17 protein-coding genes and 1 tRNA gene are annotated in these 14,791 nt (G+C 33.4%); 12 read left to right on the plus strand and 6 right to left on the minus strand.

The window, feature by feature from the left end:
- Nucleotides 1-5 precede the first annotated feature (5 nt).
- Nucleotides 6-272, minus strand: coding sequence for an ACT domain-containing protein (locus OFO01_RS00895; RefSeq protein ID WP_270858301.1), 267 nt, complete (start codon nt 270-272; stop codon nt 6-8).
- A gap of 80 nt (nt 273-352) precedes the next feature.
- Nucleotides 353-1,681 carry a sugar transferase gene (locus OFO01_RS00900; protein WP_270858302.1) on the minus strand — a complete coding sequence of 443 codons (1,329 nt, stop codon included), beginning with the start codon at nt 1,679-1,681 and terminating at the stop codon, nt 353-355.
- 164 nt (nt 1,682-1,845) lie between these two features.
- Between OFO01_RS00900 and tagD the strand changes: the two genes are divergently transcribed.
- The 9 genes from tagD to OFO01_RS00945 all read left to right on the plus strand — a co-directional run bounded on the left by tagD (nt 1,846) and on the right by OFO01_RS00945 (nt 10,380).
- Nucleotides 1,846-2,259 carry a glycerol-3-phosphate cytidylyltransferase gene (tagD, locus tag OFO01_RS00905; RefSeq protein ID WP_333720414.1) on the plus strand — a complete coding sequence of 138 codons (414 nt, stop codon included), beginning with the start codon at nt 1,846-1,848 and terminating at the stop codon, nt 2,257-2,259.
- Nucleotides 2,256-3,503 (plus strand): Wzz/FepE/Etk N-terminal domain-containing protein, encoded by a 1,248-nt coding sequence (locus OFO01_RS00910; RefSeq protein WP_270858303.1) that lies wholly within the window; start codon nt 2,256-2,258, stop codon nt 3,501-3,503. The genes tagD and OFO01_RS00910 overlap by 4 nt, the downstream gene beginning before the upstream one ends.
- 21 nt (nt 3,504-3,524) lie before the next feature.
- Complete coding sequence (locus OFO01_RS00915; protein WP_270858304.1) at nt 3,525-4,778, plus strand: oligosaccharide flippase family protein; 1,254 nt, start codon at nt 3,525-3,527, stop codon at nt 4,776-4,778.
- Nucleotides 4,771-5,757 (plus strand): glycosyltransferase family 2 protein, encoded by a 987-nt coding sequence (locus tag OFO01_RS00920; RefSeq protein ID WP_270858305.1) that lies wholly within the window; start codon nt 4,771-4,773, stop codon nt 5,755-5,757. Before OFO01_RS00915 ends, OFO01_RS00920 begins: the two co-directional genes overlap by 8 nt.
- Nucleotides 5,758-6,516, plus strand: a complete 759-nt coding sequence (locus OFO01_RS00925; protein ID WP_270858306.1) for a LicD family protein — start codon at nt 5,758-5,760, stop codon at nt 6,514-6,516.
- Between the two features lie 13 nt (nt 6,517-6,529).
- Nucleotides 6,530-7,960, plus strand: coding sequence for an O-antigen polysaccharide polymerase Wzy (gene wzy, locus OFO01_RS00930; protein ID WP_270858307.1), 1,431 nt, complete (start codon nt 6,530-6,532; stop codon nt 7,958-7,960).
- On the plus strand, nt 7,957-8,778 hold the full coding sequence (locus OFO01_RS00935; RefSeq protein WP_270858308.1) for a glycosyltransferase: 822 nt from the start codon (nt 7,957-7,959) through the stop codon (nt 8,776-8,778). The genes wzy and OFO01_RS00935 overlap by 4 nt, the downstream gene beginning before the upstream one ends.
- 216 nt (nt 8,779-8,994) lie before the next feature.
- Nucleotides 8,995-9,071: transfer RNA gene (locus tag OFO01_RS00940), tRNA-Arg, on the plus strand.
- A gap of 61 nt (nt 9,072-9,132) precedes the next feature.
- Nucleotides 9,133-10,380, plus strand: a complete 1,248-nt coding sequence (locus OFO01_RS00945) for a glucosyltransferase domain-containing protein (RefSeq protein WP_270858309.1) — start codon at nt 9,133-9,135, stop codon at nt 10,378-10,380.
- 439 nt (nt 10,381-10,819) lie between these two features.
- On the opposite strand, the gene OFO01_RS00950 is transcribed toward OFO01_RS00945, so the two are convergent.
- The gene (locus tag OFO01_RS00950) at nt 10,820-11,404 is read right to left on the minus strand and encodes a PAS domain-containing protein (RefSeq protein WP_270858310.1); all 585 of its coding nucleotides are present in this window, start codon (nt 11,402-11,404) and stop codon (nt 10,820-10,822) included.
- Nucleotides 11,405-11,518: 114 nt separating this feature from the next.
- On the opposite strand from OFO01_RS00950, the gene OFO01_RS00955 reads away from it, so the two are divergent.
- Nucleotides 11,519-11,959: a hypothetical protein gene (locus OFO01_RS00955; RefSeq protein WP_270858311.1), complete on the plus strand. Its 441-nt coding sequence runs from the start codon at nt 11,519-11,521 to the stop codon at nt 11,957-11,959.
- A 50-nt stretch (nt 11,960-12,009) separates the two neighbouring features.
- On the opposite strand, the gene OFO01_RS00960 is transcribed toward OFO01_RS00955, so the two are convergent.
- The gene (locus tag OFO01_RS00960; protein ID WP_270858312.1) at nt 12,010-12,240 is read right to left on the minus strand and encodes a YdcH family protein; all 231 of its coding nucleotides are present in this window, start codon (nt 12,238-12,240) and stop codon (nt 12,010-12,012) included.
- Between the two features lie 171 nt (nt 12,241-12,411).
- On the opposite strand from OFO01_RS00960, the gene OFO01_RS00965 reads away from it, so the two are divergent.
- Together OFO01_RS00965 and OFO01_RS00970 are read left to right on the plus strand one after the other, a co-directional pair.
- Nucleotides 12,412-13,119 (plus strand): DUF4198 domain-containing protein, encoded by a 708-nt coding sequence (locus OFO01_RS00965; RefSeq protein WP_270858313.1) that lies wholly within the window; start codon nt 12,412-12,414, stop codon nt 13,117-13,119.
- Entirely contained in the window at nt 13,116-13,547 is a 432-nt protein-coding gene (locus OFO01_RS00970; RefSeq protein WP_270858314.1) for a hypothetical protein, read from the plus strand. The genes OFO01_RS00965 and OFO01_RS00970 overlap by 4 nt, the downstream gene beginning before the upstream one ends.
- A 60-nt stretch (nt 13,548-13,607) precedes the next feature.
- On the opposite strand, the gene OFO01_RS00975 is transcribed toward OFO01_RS00970, so the two are convergent.
- Together OFO01_RS00975 and OFO01_RS00980 are read right to left on the minus strand one after the other, a co-directional pair.
- On the minus strand, nt 13,608-14,099 hold the full coding sequence (locus tag OFO01_RS00975) for a GNAT family N-acetyltransferase (RefSeq protein WP_270858315.1): 492 nt from the start codon (nt 14,097-14,099) through the stop codon (nt 13,608-13,610).
- A gap of 85 nt (nt 14,100-14,184) precedes the next feature.
- The gene (locus OFO01_RS00980) at nt 14,185-14,736 is read right to left on the minus strand and encodes a c-type cytochrome (protein WP_270858316.1); all 552 of its coding nucleotides are present in this window, start codon (nt 14,734-14,736) and stop codon (nt 14,185-14,187) included.
- Nucleotides 14,737-14,791 lie beyond the last annotated feature (55 nt).

A 14,791-nucleotide genomic window follows, 5' to 3' on the forward strand; every position in this document is an offset into this window, starting at 1 on the left:
GCGCCTTAGATATTGTGCATGGCGTCAAAAATCGCCGAACTTTGGATATTGATTTTGACATTTAGGCTAGCGCCAAACTCTTCAAGCTCGCTGCGAAGGGCCGTGAAATCCTTTTTATCATCGCTACTAACCACAGCCATCATTGTGAAAAACTCGTCCAAAACGGTCTGTGTGATATCGTCGATATTAAGCCCAAGCGCGGCTAGCTTGGTAGCTACGCCAGCTACGATGCCGACTTTGTCCTTGCCGACTACTGTTACGATTGCTTTCATGTGTGTCCTTGTAAAATGTGAAATTTAAAGGGGGATTATAGCAAAATTGGGGGAAATTTGGAATTTTAAAATTCCAAATTTTAGCTTGCGCCCTCACGGAATAAAACTGCTTTTATAGTTTTTAAAATAATTACAAAATCGACATAAAGTGTCCAGTTTTTGACATACCAAATGTCCATTTTAGCTCTGATTTTAAAATCAGTATCGCCTCTACCCATAACCTGTGCTAGTCCCGTGACGCCGGGTTTTACATGGAGTAAAATTTTCATATCAGCCTGGCTTATTCCTCCGTTTTCTCGCTCTCCGACCACAAACGGACGAGGGCCAACGATACTCATATCACCTTTTAGGACATTTATGAGTTGCGGAAGCTCATCAAGCGAAGTTTTACGCATAAAATTTCCGATTTTTGTAATGCGTGGATCGTTTTTGTATTTATGGTATTTATCGAAAAATTCGACTTCGTCTGGGTTTTTTTGCAAATAATCTCGCAAAATTTCATCGCCGTTTTCTCTCATAGAGCGAAATTTAAAGCAATTAAAAGGTCTGTTATTTCTGCCTGCTCGTGGTTGCGAAAATAAAATTTTTCCCTTTGGTTCTTCGATTTTCATTAAAACAAAAATCACAAAAAAAGCCACAACCAAAAATGGTAAAGCCAAAAGCACGACAATATAATCAACCAAACCCTTCATAAAATAATTTATCGGTTTTAAGAGCGAATTTTCTAGCAAAAATAAATTCGTGCGAGAGTTAAAAAGGCTGAAAATTTCCCCGCCAGCGAAATCATATCCTTGCAGGGCAGGGGTGAAAATCACCTCACGGTTTTTGATGACATTTTCTTCGACCAACCTGTTTAGCTCGTCAATACTCTTTAAATTTTTATTTGTGATAAAAACGGTCTCGTAGTCATCGCCACGGGTAAATTTATAACCCAAATAGTGGTTTTTAAAGATTTCGCGGCGAAATTCCTTATCGCCGTTGATAACCCTAGCATTTTTTTGCCAAATTCCCACGCGATAAAGGTATTTTTTAAGAAAAAATTTGCACATCGGTATCAAAACCGCGCACAAACCAAACGCCAAAAATATCACAAATCGCGAGTGCGAGACATTTTTATTAATCGCAAGCAAGAAAAAAATCATCACCAGCGCAAACATACACGATGAAAACACAATATAACTTTCATGCCAAAAATCATAGCGTTTGGTGTAAATTTTGCGATACGCTAATGTGCCGATAATCAAAACATATATAAAAAATGAGCCAAGATAGGTGGTATAATGCTGCGGTGTATTGCCCACAAAATCGAATTCTATGAAATTTCTCACGCTCACAGCGATGAAAAATGATATCAAAATACACAAAACATCAGCTACTAAAAGTATAGCCATAGCATAAAATTTTTTCATAATTAAATTTTCCAAAAATAAATTTGCGACATTATAGCCAAATTTTAGTTTAATTTTGATAAAATTAGAACTTTTTAAGATTTTGAAATGATTAAATTTTCGAAAAGAAAAAACGAAATTCAAAGCTCATTTTTAGGGCAAATTTTGGTTTTAAGGATAAAATTTTGAAAAGTATAAAACGCGTTATAACTTACGGCACATTTGATATGCTTCATTACGGGCATATAAATTTGCTTCGTCGTGCAAAAGCACTTGGCGATTACCTTATCGTGGCACTTTCTACCGATGAGTTTAACTGGAATTCAAAGCAAAAAAAATGCTATTTTTCATACGAAAAACGCAAACACCTACTTGAAGCGATTCGCTATGTAGATCTCGTAATCCCAGAAAATTCATGGGAGCAAAAAAAAGAAGATGTGCATTTATACCATGTCGATACTTTCGTCATCGGCGATGACTGGGAAGGCAAATTTGACTTTTTAAAAGACGAAGGCTGCGAAGTGGTCTATCTAAAACGAACGCCGGAGATTTCAACAACACAGATAAAAAAAGATTTAAAAGATAAGGAAAACAAATGAGCGAAAATTTAATGAATTCAGCCAATTCACAAAACGATGAAATCGATATTTTCGAGTTATTAGGCAAAATTTGGAAAGATAAATTTAGTATTGCTATGATTACACTAGCATTTTTTGCTTTGGGTGTTTTATATACTATAATCGCCACGCCGTGGTATCAGGCAAATGCTAGAATTTCAGTGCCTTACTACAAAAATATAAGCGAAAACAAAAAAGAGCTTTTAGTCGAAGCCGATATGATAATAAATAAAATTCAAAGCAAATATATCGACGCTCTTAAAGGTCAGCCAAAAGAGAGTGCATTTGTAGAAAAGATAGCTCCTGCTAAAATAAGCGGCACAAAAAACAACCTAAGCGATTTTTTTGATATAGAAGTTATGGGCAAAAGTAACGACGATGCTGTCGCTTTGATAAATCAAATCGTTAAAGAAGAGCAAGAAATTTATAAATCAAACATATCTTTGCAAGAAAGTCGCATTAAAAACGCTCTTTATAATGCAGACGCAAAAATAAAAACTTTGCAAAATAGTCTAAAAAATAGCGAAATTCAAATAAGTCATATCCAAAATATGCAGCTGCCTAAACTTGAAAATCGCATAAGACAGATAGAAAAAATTTTTATCCCAAATAAAGACAAAGAAATCGCAAATTTACAAAATATAGTCTTGCCAAATGACAAAAAAGCTTATGATGAGCTTATAAATAAGGTAATTCCGAAACTGGACGCAGAAATTCAAAGCATAGAAAAAGAGTTAAAAAATCCAAATTTAAATCAAAATAACGCAATAGTTCTAAAAGAGCGACTAAATGATTTGCGAAATCGCTATATGAGTGCGACCACGACGACAAAACAAAAATTCGAGCACGATTTGCACGATAGCGAATTTGTAAAAATTCCTAATCTTTTGAAAGATAAAGAAAATTTGCTTGTATCGCAAACGGATTTGCAAAATCAAATTCAGACTAAAAACGACGATATAGTTAAAATTCAAAATTCAATTGATGAAAAAAAAGATGAAATTTCAAAACTAGAAAATCAAAAAGAGATTTTAAAGGCGAGTTTAGAAAAACAAAATTTAAGCAATGTCATCATAAAAGATAACATTATCATAACTAGCAAATCCCCCGTTAAGCCTAAAAAACTTTTAATCGTAGCGATTGCTACATTTCTAGGTGGCATTTTAGGTGTATTTTGGGTTTTGCTAAAAAGCGAAATTGCAGCGAGAAAAAATCTAAAAGCCTAAAAAATTTTAAAAAGCAACAAAATGGCGATAAACCCTAAAATAGTAAAAAATATAGCTTGGCTTTTATGCGAACACGGAGTTAGAATAGTAATGGGATTAGCTGTTACTATGATTTTAGCTCGTGTGTTAAGCGTAGAAGAGTATGGGAATTTTCAGTATATTTTAGGACTTGTTGTTATTTTTTCTGCTCTTTCGTATATAAATCCAGCTGAAATCGTTGTTCCGCGCCTAACAAATGCTGATGCCGTAGAGCGCAAAATAATAATGGGAAACGGCTTTGTTATAAGGTTTGTTTCGTCGGTGGTTGCGTATTTAGCGTTGCTTTTGTTTGTATTTTTTACAGACGATATAAAGATTTTTTATCTTAGTATTGTTATGGCTTCATCCATCTTGGTAAATGAAGCATTTGGGATTGTTACGGCATATTTGCAGTCGCAAACTATGATAAAATATCGTTCGGTTTTGGTTATGGCAACACATATAATCAAACTTTTAATGTTTTTAGCACTTTATATGTTTGGTGTTAAAAATATCTATGCTTACGGCTTTGTAATGGCATTTGAGCTATTTTTGATAGCTTTTGGTCTTTTAGCGGTTTATAGAATTTTAACAAAAGAGTGGTTTTTTACCTATGACAAAGCTCAAATTTATAAATTTTTAAAACTTGGTTTGCCGTTTTTTGCCGGGATTATTTTGATGATAATTTGCAGGCGAGTTGATTTTATGTTTTTGAAACATTTAGGCGATGAATTTTCGCTTGGGCTTTATACTTCAGCTATGTCGCTTTTAGGCATTGTAACGGCTATGTCGCCGATTGTAGCGATTTCATTTGCACCACTTTTTGTCTATAAATTTGATGATATAAAAACTATAAAATCAAATGTCTTAAAGCTTAGCTTTGGTATGTTTGTTTTGGCGATTTTAACGGCAGTTATTTTATATTTTTTATCTCCACTAGTTATAAATTTGATTTTTGGGGCAAAATTTAGTGGGACAATCCCTGTATTTGAAATTTTACTTGTAGTTTTGCCACTTATATTTTTAGATGAAGCATTAAATATTTACATTATCAAAATGCAACTTGGCAAAATTTTGATTTATAAATGGGCTTTGGTTTTGCTATTTTCTAGCTTAGGCTATATTGTTTTTATACCGAAATTTCTAGCTTACGGCACTGTTATAGGGTATGGTTTAGGATACTTGGTAGCATGCTTGTTTGGGTTTTGGGTAATGTTTAAATATACTAAAATTAATTTAAAGGTAAAAGATGAATGAAAATCAATTAATCTCAATAATAGTCCCTGTTTATAATGTGGAAAAATATCTAAAAGAGTGTTTGGATTCGGTTACGAATCAAACTTACAAAAATTTAGAAATTATTTTAATCGATGATGGAAGCACGGATAGTAGCGGCAAAATGTGCGATGAATTTATTAAAAAGGATAATCGTATAAGAGTCATACATAAACAAAATGGCGGATTATCAAGCGCTAGAAATGCTGGGCTTGATGTAATGCAAGGTGAATATCTAGCTTTCGTAGATAGTGATGATATGATAGATGAAACTTACATAGAAACACTTTATGATATGATAAAAAAATATAACACAAAAATTTCTATGGTAAGTTTTGAAAAGTTTACAGACACAGAATATATTCAAGAAATAAAACAACAAAATCTTAATAATAAAACAATACAGGCTTTTAACATAGAAGAATTTTTTAAAAATTATCTTATTTCTAAAACAAATTTTCATAATTTTAATTGTCGTTGTTTATACCATAAATCTATATTTAAAAATTTAAGATTTCCGATTGGCATTTTATTTGAAGATGTTGCTATTTACTTCGATGTTTTTTCAAATCAATATACCATGTACATATCAAATAAAAAATTATATTTTTATAGGCAAAATAGACCAGGAGCCATAACGCATAGCATAAATAAAAAATATTTTGCTGTTTTAGAGGTTTATAAAAATTTCACAGATAACATTGTAAAAAAATATCCCAATTTAAAAAAAGAAGCTAATCTTAAAATGTGTATTTCAAATTTAATGCTTGCAAAAATGGTTATGAAAGATAAAAGCAATGAATTTAAATACAAACTCGATGAATATCATAAATATATTTGTGAAAATTTAAATGTATTGTTTGCTTTAAAATCCAATAAAAAAATGGCATTTCAATTAATTTTATTTTACATAAATCCTAAAATATTTGAAGTTTTATTTTCTTTCACTAAAAGGATATAGATGCTAAATCTTAAAAATATGCAACTTGAAATGACAAAAATGATAGCCGAAGTCGATAATCTCTTTAAAAAATATGACATAAAATATACGCTTTTAGGTGGTAGTGTTTTGGGGGCCGTTCGCCACAAAGGCTTTATTCCATGGGATGATGATATGGATATAGCCGTATGGAGAGAAGATTTTGACAAAGCCGAAAAACTGCTATCAAATTTAAAACCTTATACCTATGAATTTTGCGAAAATCATATTATTCCAGATGCGCCTATGGGACATTTGCATTTGGTAAATGAAAAATATCCGCTGGAATTATCCCCGACAATCGATGTTTTCGCACTCGATAAAGTTCCCGCCGATAATATTTCTCGTAAAAAACTAAGATTTTATGCAAACATTTATCATGCTTGTGTTTTGAGAATTCCACCAAAAAATCGTGGAAAAGTTGCGCGAATTTTATTTGCTATATTTTTTGCAATCACTCCAAATTTTTTGATAGACAAAATTCAAGCAATCTATAAAAATAAAATTTTAAATTTCCCAAAAAATTCGAATGAGTATCGTGGAAATATTTTTGGTTATTGGACTGAAAAGGAGTATTTTAAAAGTGAAATTTACGAAAATTTGGAATTAGCCAAGTTTGAAAATTTAAAATTGCCTATTCCAAAAGATTATGATTTTTATCTCACACAAATGTATGGTGATTATATGAAATTACCACCAATAGAACAACAAAAACCAAAGCATAAAAACATAAGTATGTGAAATTGGAGTGTTTATGAATAAAAAATATATTTTTTTATTTTTATTTGTTGATTTTATTTTTTTATTTTTAATAACTTCACAATATTTGCTTAACATAGGATATAGTGAAACTTATTTTAGAATTTTAGAATTTCAAAATATATTTTTATCATTATACGCTATCACAACTATTTATAAAATAAACAACAATTGGTTTAGTTTGGAAATTTTATTTATAGGCTGTTTTAATATTTTTTTAAATATGAGAAATATTTTAAATTTCTTTTTTCCTGATTTATATGAAGCATATAATGAAAGTGCAAGATTAACAAATTTTATTTTTTCAAATAGCACTTTTATAGAGTTAAATTTTATGCTTTTATTCACAATGTTGTCAATTCATATCGGAATGTTGCTAGGTTTTGCAAAATACAATAAATTTGCAAATATGAGCATCCCAAAAGCAAACTATATTTTTAATCTTAAATTAGGCTATATAATATTTTTTATTGGTTTATTTGCATATTTGGCTAAAATGATGATTTACATAAAAATATATTTTACTATGGGTTATGAAGCTATATATTTAGATAATTCTACGCCTTGGATAATCTCGCTTTTAGATAATTTATTTCTTTTGGGTTTTATTTTTATTATGATAAATAAAATTGAAAAACGCAAGGCAAAAATATTTTTTATAATCTTTGTTTTACTTTCTATGGTAGGCTTGATATCAGGTGCTAGGGCTAAGGCTTTTTTATATATATTAAATGCATTATGGCTTTATAGCACTGTATATTCATATAAAATAAAATTTAAAACACTATTTTTATTTGTCGTATCGTTGTTTTTATTGGCTTCAATAATACAGCTTTTAAGACATAACGATACTATAAGTTTTAGCGGAATATTTAGTATATTTTATTCTTTAGGGGTAAGTGTTTTGGTTAATGGTTTTGTAATAGAATTTAAAGAAAATTTTACCGAAACTGTATCACAATACACTGGATTTTTATTAAATCCGTTAATTGGATTATTTAATGCTATTACAGGTAATTATATGCCACAAGATGAACGAATTGGTACTATTCATCAATCATTAGCCGATGCCTTATCCTACTTTCTATTCCCAGATAAATTTTTAGCTGGTCATGGACTTGGCAGTTCGTTTGTTGCGGAAATATGGCTATTTGGTGGCGGAAGTATGATAAGTGTCGTTATTTTTTCTCTTATATTAGGCTTTTTTATATCTTTTGTCCAAAATAAACTTATCTACACAAAGTACGGATTATTTGTTGCTGCAAATATAGTAATGTATATTCTATTCGCAAATAGAAATAATTATTTAACTATTTTTACTTTTTTTGTATTGATGTTTTGTTTTGTCTTATTTTTGAAAATATTTTTTTCTTTTATCAATTCACTAGAAATATTCAATAAACAATCACAAAGGAAAACTAAATGAATTTCTCCGTCCTAATGTCCGTTTATATCAAAGAAAAAGCCCAGTTTTTAAATAGAGCTTTAAAAAGCATTTATGATGAGCAAGAAATCAAGCCAAATCAAATCGTGTTAGTCGAAGATGGCGAACTTACTAACGAACTTTATGAAATGATTGAAATTTGGAAAAACAAGCTTGGTGAAATTTTAGAAGTTGTGAAACTTGAAAAAAATATGGGACTTGGTGATGCCCTAAAAATCGGCCTAGAAAAGTGCAAATTTGAATTTGTTGCCAGAATGGATAGTGATGATATTTCGCTTCCAAATCGATTTAAAAAACAGCTCGAAATTTTCGAAAATAATCCAAATTTAGATATTTGCGGTTCATGGGTTGGCGAATTTGAAAATGACGAAAATGAAATTTATGCTTACCGAAAACTTCCACAAAATCACGATGAAATCGCTAAATTTGCCAAAATGCGTTCCCCTTTAAATCACCCAAGCGTAATGTTCAAAAAAGGGGGCGTTTTAAAAGCTGGAAGTTACCAAAAAGCATTGATGACAGAAGATTATTTTTTATGGGTTAGAATGCTTTTAGGTGGAGCGAAATTTTACAATATCCCTGAAATGCTAGTAAAAATGCGAGCAGGCAAATCGCAACTAAGCCGTCGTGGTGGCCTAAAATACGCTATTAGCGAATTTAAAGTGCAAAGAGAATTCTACAATCTTGGATTTTTAAATTTTTATGAATTTGCACGAAATGCTAGTGTAAAATTCATCGTTCGTTTGCTTCCAAAAGCGATTTTATCAAAAATTTACTCACTTTTGCGAAGTAAAAATTAGTTTCATTTTGCGTTATTTGCAACACTTTTAAAAACAACAACTGCGAAAGAGCGATAAAAACTTTGCAAAATTTAGGGATTAATTTATAAAATTTAATCTAGCAAAGTAAATTTGACTAAAAATTAAAATCAACAATAAGCAAAAATGCACAATTTTTACTTATTTTTTGCTAAATTTAAGCTATAAAAATGTATAATCAAAATTCTTTTTTATTGTGCGCTCGTAGCTCAGCTGGATAGAGCATTTGATTGCGGTTCAAAAGGTCAGGGATTCGAATTCCTTCGGGCGCACCACTTTCTACACAATAAATTTTATCAAATTTGCTTAAAATAAAATCTGCAAATTAGAAGACAGATGCAACAAGCACATAACTTAAATTTCGAAATCAAAGCTTTTTTTGCAATTTGCAGAGATTTTTTTGACAAAAATTTTAAAAAATATTTTACTATCATTTATGGAGTTTATCTGATTGGTTATTTTGCACTTTTTAGAGCAAATATTAGCTATAAAGATGATTTGCGTAGAGTAATAGATGGTATTCCGGGCTTTTTAGATCCTGTTTATGGATATAGCCGTTATGGAAGCGAATTTTTTACCAAAATCATCCATATGGATTTTACTTTTAACGCAGACATTTCACCGATTCCACAATTAGTAGCATTAGGCATAGTTAGCCTAGCTTCATTAGCACTTTGTAAAATTTTTACTAATAAACTAAATTTTATGACAGTTTTGGCAACTGTGCCTGTTGGACTAAGTCCATTTTATTTAGAAAATATGAGCTTTAAATTCAATTCACCGTTTATGGCGATAGCATTAGCGTTGATGATTTTTCCATTTTTATTTGTCAAAAGATTGCCACTTTTTGCCATTATTTCGCTATTTTCTGTTTTGATTATGTCTATGACATATCAAGCAGCAAATGGTGTTTTTATAATCATAAGTATATTTTTGGCTCTAAAAATAGCTCTTGAAGGTAAAAAATGGAATAAAATTTTTAAATTTTGCCTTGTAGCACTTGTATGTTTTATTTTACCACTACTATTTTATAAAATCGCTCTTCTTAAAACAGTTGCAGCAGGTTACGCTGGCACAGCAGTATCTGATAGTTTATTAGATTCCATTTCTATAAATATTTTATATACCTTATCTGTGCCGACATTAGCTTTAAACGGCTCCCAAAATGTAAATGAAATATTTTTAAAATTTTCACTTAGATATCTACTCATAGCATTTATCATATTTATGGTTTATAAAAGCAAAATAAACAAAATTCTAGCCCTATTTTTAACTATTATTTGTATAGTAGTTAGTTTTGTGTTGCAAACAGGGGCTTATTTAGTCTTAGCAAACCCTACTTTTGTCCCAAGGGTTTTTATGGGGTTTGGAGTTATTGTTTCTATTATTTTCTTAGGTTCCATAGATCGTGGCATAAAACCAATAAAAATAGCAGTAAATGCTTGCGTAATTTTTACTGCTTACTTTTTAATCATACAATCATCTGCTTACGCAAATGCCTTAGAAGCTCAATATAACTACAATTATCAACGGATGAGTGCCATGCAAAACGACTTAAATCGTATTACTCCACTCGAAGGATAATATAAGGTATGGATAGAAAATAAGCCTATTCGCTTCGCTCCTGTCACTATAAACGCATCGCGAAATTATCCTATAATACCAATTTTAGTTACATCTAGACTAGGTAGAAATTACGCTTGGTCATCGCATCATAATTATATATATTATGGTTTTGATGGAAAATATTTACACGGCGATGTTTATCGTAAAGCGGATGGAATCTTATATACACCAAACGGAAATTTTCAATTTTCCGATGAAGCCTACGATGCTATGAAATGCACAGGCGAACCACTTCGCGAAATAAAAACTCGCTTACATACGATTACAGAATATCCAGAAGCTTGTTTTATAGTAAATTATTCCTGGTAACAAAACCCTATTTTGTTTAGATTTAATATTACAAAAAATAGTGCCGAATTCTATAAATAAAATTCGGCACGCTAAATTTCACCTAAATTTATCTTCCAAAAATTTTGCCAAATTTGGCTTGGAGTTTGTCTAAAAATCCCTTTTTTGTAACAAGCCCTTCGATAAATTCGTCATAAGTCGTATTATTGGCGTGCAAAAACCCCTCCAAATACTCATAGCTAGCCTTTATGCCGGAGCTATTTTCGATCTCGACTAGTTTTTTGTAAATCGGCTCGATTTGCTGGATTATCTCGGCTGGTGCTGGCGTGCGAAATGCCGTATGCTCCGATATAGCCGTGTGCCCGACGACCTTTTTGGTATGCGGGTCGATGACTTGATCGAGCTTGGCGATGACCCAGTAATATCTGCCGTCTTTGGCTAGATTTTTCACCGCAGCCGTAAATGGTCTGCCCTTAGAAATGCTATCCCACATTAGCTTAAATGCGATTTTTGGCATATCTGGGTGTCTGACGATAGAGTGTGGTTTGCCGATGAGTTCGCCCTCGCTATATCCGCTAACCTCCAAAAAATAATCATTGACATAGGTAATGATACCGCGAGGATCTGTCTTTGAGATGATGATTTTGCTAAAATCCAACTCGATTTGTTCATCTATGGGAACAGGTCTTTCCATACTTACCTCCTATTTTTGTATATATTTTCCTTTTTGTTCTGGTATTTTAACATAAATTTTATAAATTTGTGTTATAATAGCGATTTATATTAATTCAACCAAAGGAAATTTCCAGTGAATAAAGCGGATACTATAAAAGCCGTTGAGAGATTTGTAAATTCGCAAGAAATGATGATGTTTCGCGTCAAAAAGGGGATTTACCAGGACTCAGCACAAAATTTAGAGCAGGTATTTGCTCCGTTTAAGGATTTTTACTCGTTTTTGAAAAATCCTGCTAACAAATTGCAAGAGTTACTTGGAAATGTCGCGTATGATTCGATCGTGAGCTTTACAGAATCTAGCATTGAGCATTGTGATAAGATTTGGGGCACATATTTTGTCGAGACAAAGGGTCTGTTTAAATCAGGCATAAAATATGTCGAACCTGACTTCGTAGCGAAGGAAAAAGCCAAAGCTTACTACGACGATTTGGTCAAAAACAACGAAAAATTAATGGAATACATCGATATTGGATTACAACGCTTACACAGCCTGGAAGATAAATTATTTTTGTAATTTTATAAATTTGATATTAAATTTGTGGTTGCGCGGAGTGCGCAACCTTTTTATTTGCCCTCTTTTTCAGCTTTAATCTTAGCCAAAAACATACCGATTTCATCTTTTACACGAAGTTTCTCTCTTTTTAGAGAATCCACTTCTAAATCGCTCATATGCACTCTGCCCTCGACTGCGGCTGCGATTTGATGATCTAAATCATCGTGTTTTTCAAACAACGCATCAAAGCGTGCATTTTTGCCTTTAAGTTCAGTGATTAAATCTCTGTATTCGTGAAACATAACATATCCTTTTCTTTGAAATAGCCCATTAGTTTAGCACAAAGGGGCTTAAAATTCGTATATATTGCAATAAAAGAAAAAATTTATATTCGTAATACCAAAATTCAATTAATATTAAAATTTAGTCGCTATAATACTAATCCATTTTTAATAATATTCAAGGAGAATTTTATGTTTAAAAAAGCACTTTTATTCGTTGCATTGTGCATGTGCGCAAATGCCCACCAAATCGTTATCCAAAACATCGACACGAACAAATACGAGGTCAAATTTTGGGCTCATGGCGAGTATGAAAAATATGCCAGCGAGCAGTTAATCGCAGCTAACGGCTACGATGAAAATCTAAAACCTATCAAAACCGGAATTGATTATAAATTTGACGACGCAAACGCCACACCTGTCGTGCTAACAGCAAGCAAACCAGCTGTAATGAGCGGAATTTACGACGCTGGGTATTGGATAGAAACCGATGAGGGCGGAAGCTTCGTCAAAGGCGGATTAAAGAGCATTAAAGGCGTGGTTTTTGCAAATTCAAGAAGCCTAAAAATCGGCAAAACTTACTTTTCGTGGAACGAAGCAATGCTAAGCCCGATAGGCCTTGATTTCGAAATCATCGCTCTTACAAATCCATTTTCACTAAAAGACGGCGACAAACTCCCTGTTTTGGTGCTCAAAAACGGCAAACCATCGCCAAAAACCAAATTTGAAGTCGGCGTGCATGAGGATTGGGAATTTAGCACAAACGAGTTTGGTATCGCGCTAATTCCGGTTGAAAAAGGGCTAAATGTAATCGCTGCTAAAAGCGCTAGGAGCGAATATTCAGACCCAAATGCCAACAAACTCTTAATCCAAACCTCAATCACATTTGAGCTTAAATGAGAGTTTTAATCAGCGTTTTGTTTTGCGCTATTTTGGCGTTTGCGCATGGGATTAGCTACAATATCACGCATGATAAAGCCGTGATAATCAATGCAAATTTTGCCACTTCTATCCCAGCCAAACACGCCAAAGTTCGCATTTATCAAGGAGATAGTGCGCTTGCTATGCAAATCGCACAGACGGACGAAAACGGCAAACTAGCCTTTTTGCCACCAGCTCCCGGGAAATACCGCGTCGAAATAAGTGCGCAGAGCGACCACGGCGAGCACAGAAGCGAATTTAGCGTGGATATTGATGAGAATTTTGGCGTTAGCAAATACGATGAGCTAGCCTTTGCGAAATATCAAGGTTTGCTTAGCGTGATTGGCATTATTTTTGGACTTTTTGGCATTATTGCGCTAATAAAAAGCAAAAAACGCGCGATTTAGCGCGAATTTAGGGTTAAATTTAGATAAATTTTATGTTCTCTTTCAAATTTGCGCTTAAATTTAGCCCTTTTTAATCTCCCAGCGCATTTGATACCAGCTTTTATCGCCGAATTTTGATTTGCAAATTCCCTCATTTACAAAGCCAAATTTTTCGTAAAATTTTACCAAACACTCTTCGCAGGTTAGCACGATTCCGCTTTTTGCGCGCGCTTGGGCGTGTGTTTGTAGGGTGCCTATCAGCGCAGAGCCAACCCCACGACCACTAAATTTTGGCACCACGCCAAGGCTTAGCCCCATTAGCCACGCGCCGTCTTTGTCGTGAAATTTAGTGCCAAAAAACATATCATCATCGAAATCTCGCTCATTTGTGCATAGCGACACAATCTCGCCTATGATTTGATTATTTTCGCAGGCTACGAAAATATCATCAGCGAATTTCGCCAAAAACTCGCCAAAAGCCTCTTTGCTGACCCTTTGATTTGGCGGAAATGAAATGTCCTCTATGGCTTTGATAGCATCCAAATCCGCGGTTTTCGCGCTTCGTATTTGCATAAATACTCCGAATTTTAAAATTTGAAGGAATTTAGGATTGCTAAATTTAGCCAAAAGCCAAATTTAGCAAAATTTTTGAGTTAAATTAGTTTTTAAACGATTCGATATATGCGTTTAAAACGCCGATTTGATCGTCGCTTATGCGAAGTTGGCCTCTCATCACTGCGCCCATACCATAGTATCCCTTGCCGTCGTTTGCAGTGCCGTCTTTTAGGGCGTGGAGCTTCTCTAATCTCTCTTCGCTAGATAAATTTACGATAGGTGGGACTTTTGTGTAGGTTTTTTCGCCTTTTGCGCCGTGGCAAGCTACGCAGGTTTTATACAGCAATGCGCCTTGTTCTGCCACTTCTGGGCTTACGCTAGGCGCAGGAGCGACTGCGGTTGCGTTCGTATCAGCTGCGGTTTCAGCCGCATCAGTAGCATTTGCCTCGGCACTTGGCTGGGCAGCAGTCGCGTTTGCCTCGGCCGCAACCTCGCTATTAGCGTTTGTTTCGCTTGCATTAGCAGGAGTCATATATGCGCCTAAATCCAAATTCGCTGCGTCTGGCATGGTTTCTACCGTGAGCTCTGGTGCCCCGTAAGACAAAGAGCCCAAACAAAATACCGCGCAAGATATTAAAAACAAGTTTCTTTTCATTTTTACCCCTTTCATAAAAACATAGGATTATAGCGTAAAATTTTAATAAATTTTA

Origin of the sequence: Campylobacter sp. JMF_01 NE2, from assembly GCF_027737365.1 — a bacterium.
Taxonomy (GTDB): Bacteria; Campylobacterota; Campylobacteria; order Campylobacterales; family Campylobacteraceae; genus Campylobacter_B.

Bases quoted from the DNA above. Each gene is read 5' to 3' on its own strand.
- OFO01_RS00970 (WP_270858314.1), top strand. From the start codon at position 13,116: ATGAGAGTTTTAATCAGCGTTTTGTTTTGCGCTATTTTGGCGTTTGCG.
- OFO01_RS00960 (WP_270858312.1), bottom strand. From the start codon at position 12,240: ATGTTTCACGAATACAGAGATTTAATCACTGAACTTAAAGGCAAAAAT.
- OFO01_RS00900 (WP_270858302.1), bottom strand. From the start codon at position 1,681: ATGAAAAAATTTTATGCTATGGCTATACTTTTAGTAGCTGATGTTTTG.
- OFO01_RS00945 (WP_270858309.1), top strand. From the start codon at position 9,133: ATGCAACAAGCACATAACTTAAATTTCGAAATCAAAGCTTTTTTTGCA.
- OFO01_RS00910 (WP_270858303.1), top strand. From the start codon at position 2,256: ATGAGCGAAAATTTAATGAATTCAGCCAATTCACAAAACGATGAAATC.
- OFO01_RS00925 (WP_270858306.1), top strand. From the start codon at position 5,758: ATGCTAAATCTTAAAAATATGCAACTTGAAATGACAAAAATGATAGCC.
- OFO01_RS00915 (WP_270858304.1), top strand. From the start codon at position 3,525: ATGGCGATAAACCCTAAAATAGTAAAAAATATAGCTTGGCTTTTATGC.
- OFO01_RS00895 (WP_270858301.1), bottom strand. From the start codon at position 272: ATGAAAGCAATCGTAACAGTAGTCGGCAAGGACAAAGTCGGCATCGTA.
- OFO01_RS00920 (WP_270858305.1), top strand. From the start codon at position 4,771: ATGAATGAAAATCAATTAATCTCAATAATAGTCCCTGTTTATAATGTG.
- OFO01_RS00980 (WP_270858316.1), bottom strand. From the start codon at position 14,736: ATGAAAAGAAACTTGTTTTTAATATCTTGCGCGGTATTTTGTTTGGGC.
- OFO01_RS00950 (WP_270858310.1), bottom strand. From the start codon at position 11,404: ATGGAAAGACCTGTTCCCATAGATGAACAAATCGAGTTGGATTTTAGC.
- OFO01_RS00975 (WP_270858315.1), bottom strand. From the start codon at position 14,099: ATGCAAATACGAAGCGCGAAAACCGCGGATTTGGATGCTATCAAAGCC.
- wzy (WP_270858307.1), top strand. From the start codon at position 6,530: ATGAATAAAAAATATATTTTTTTATTTTTATTTGTTGATTTTATTTTT.
- OFO01_RS00935 (WP_270858308.1), top strand. From the start codon at position 7,957: ATGAATTTCTCCGTCCTAATGTCCGTTTATATCAAAGAAAAAGCCCAG.
- OFO01_RS00965 (WP_270858313.1), top strand. From the start codon at position 12,412: ATGTTTAAAAAAGCACTTTTATTCGTTGCATTGTGCATGTGCGCAAAT.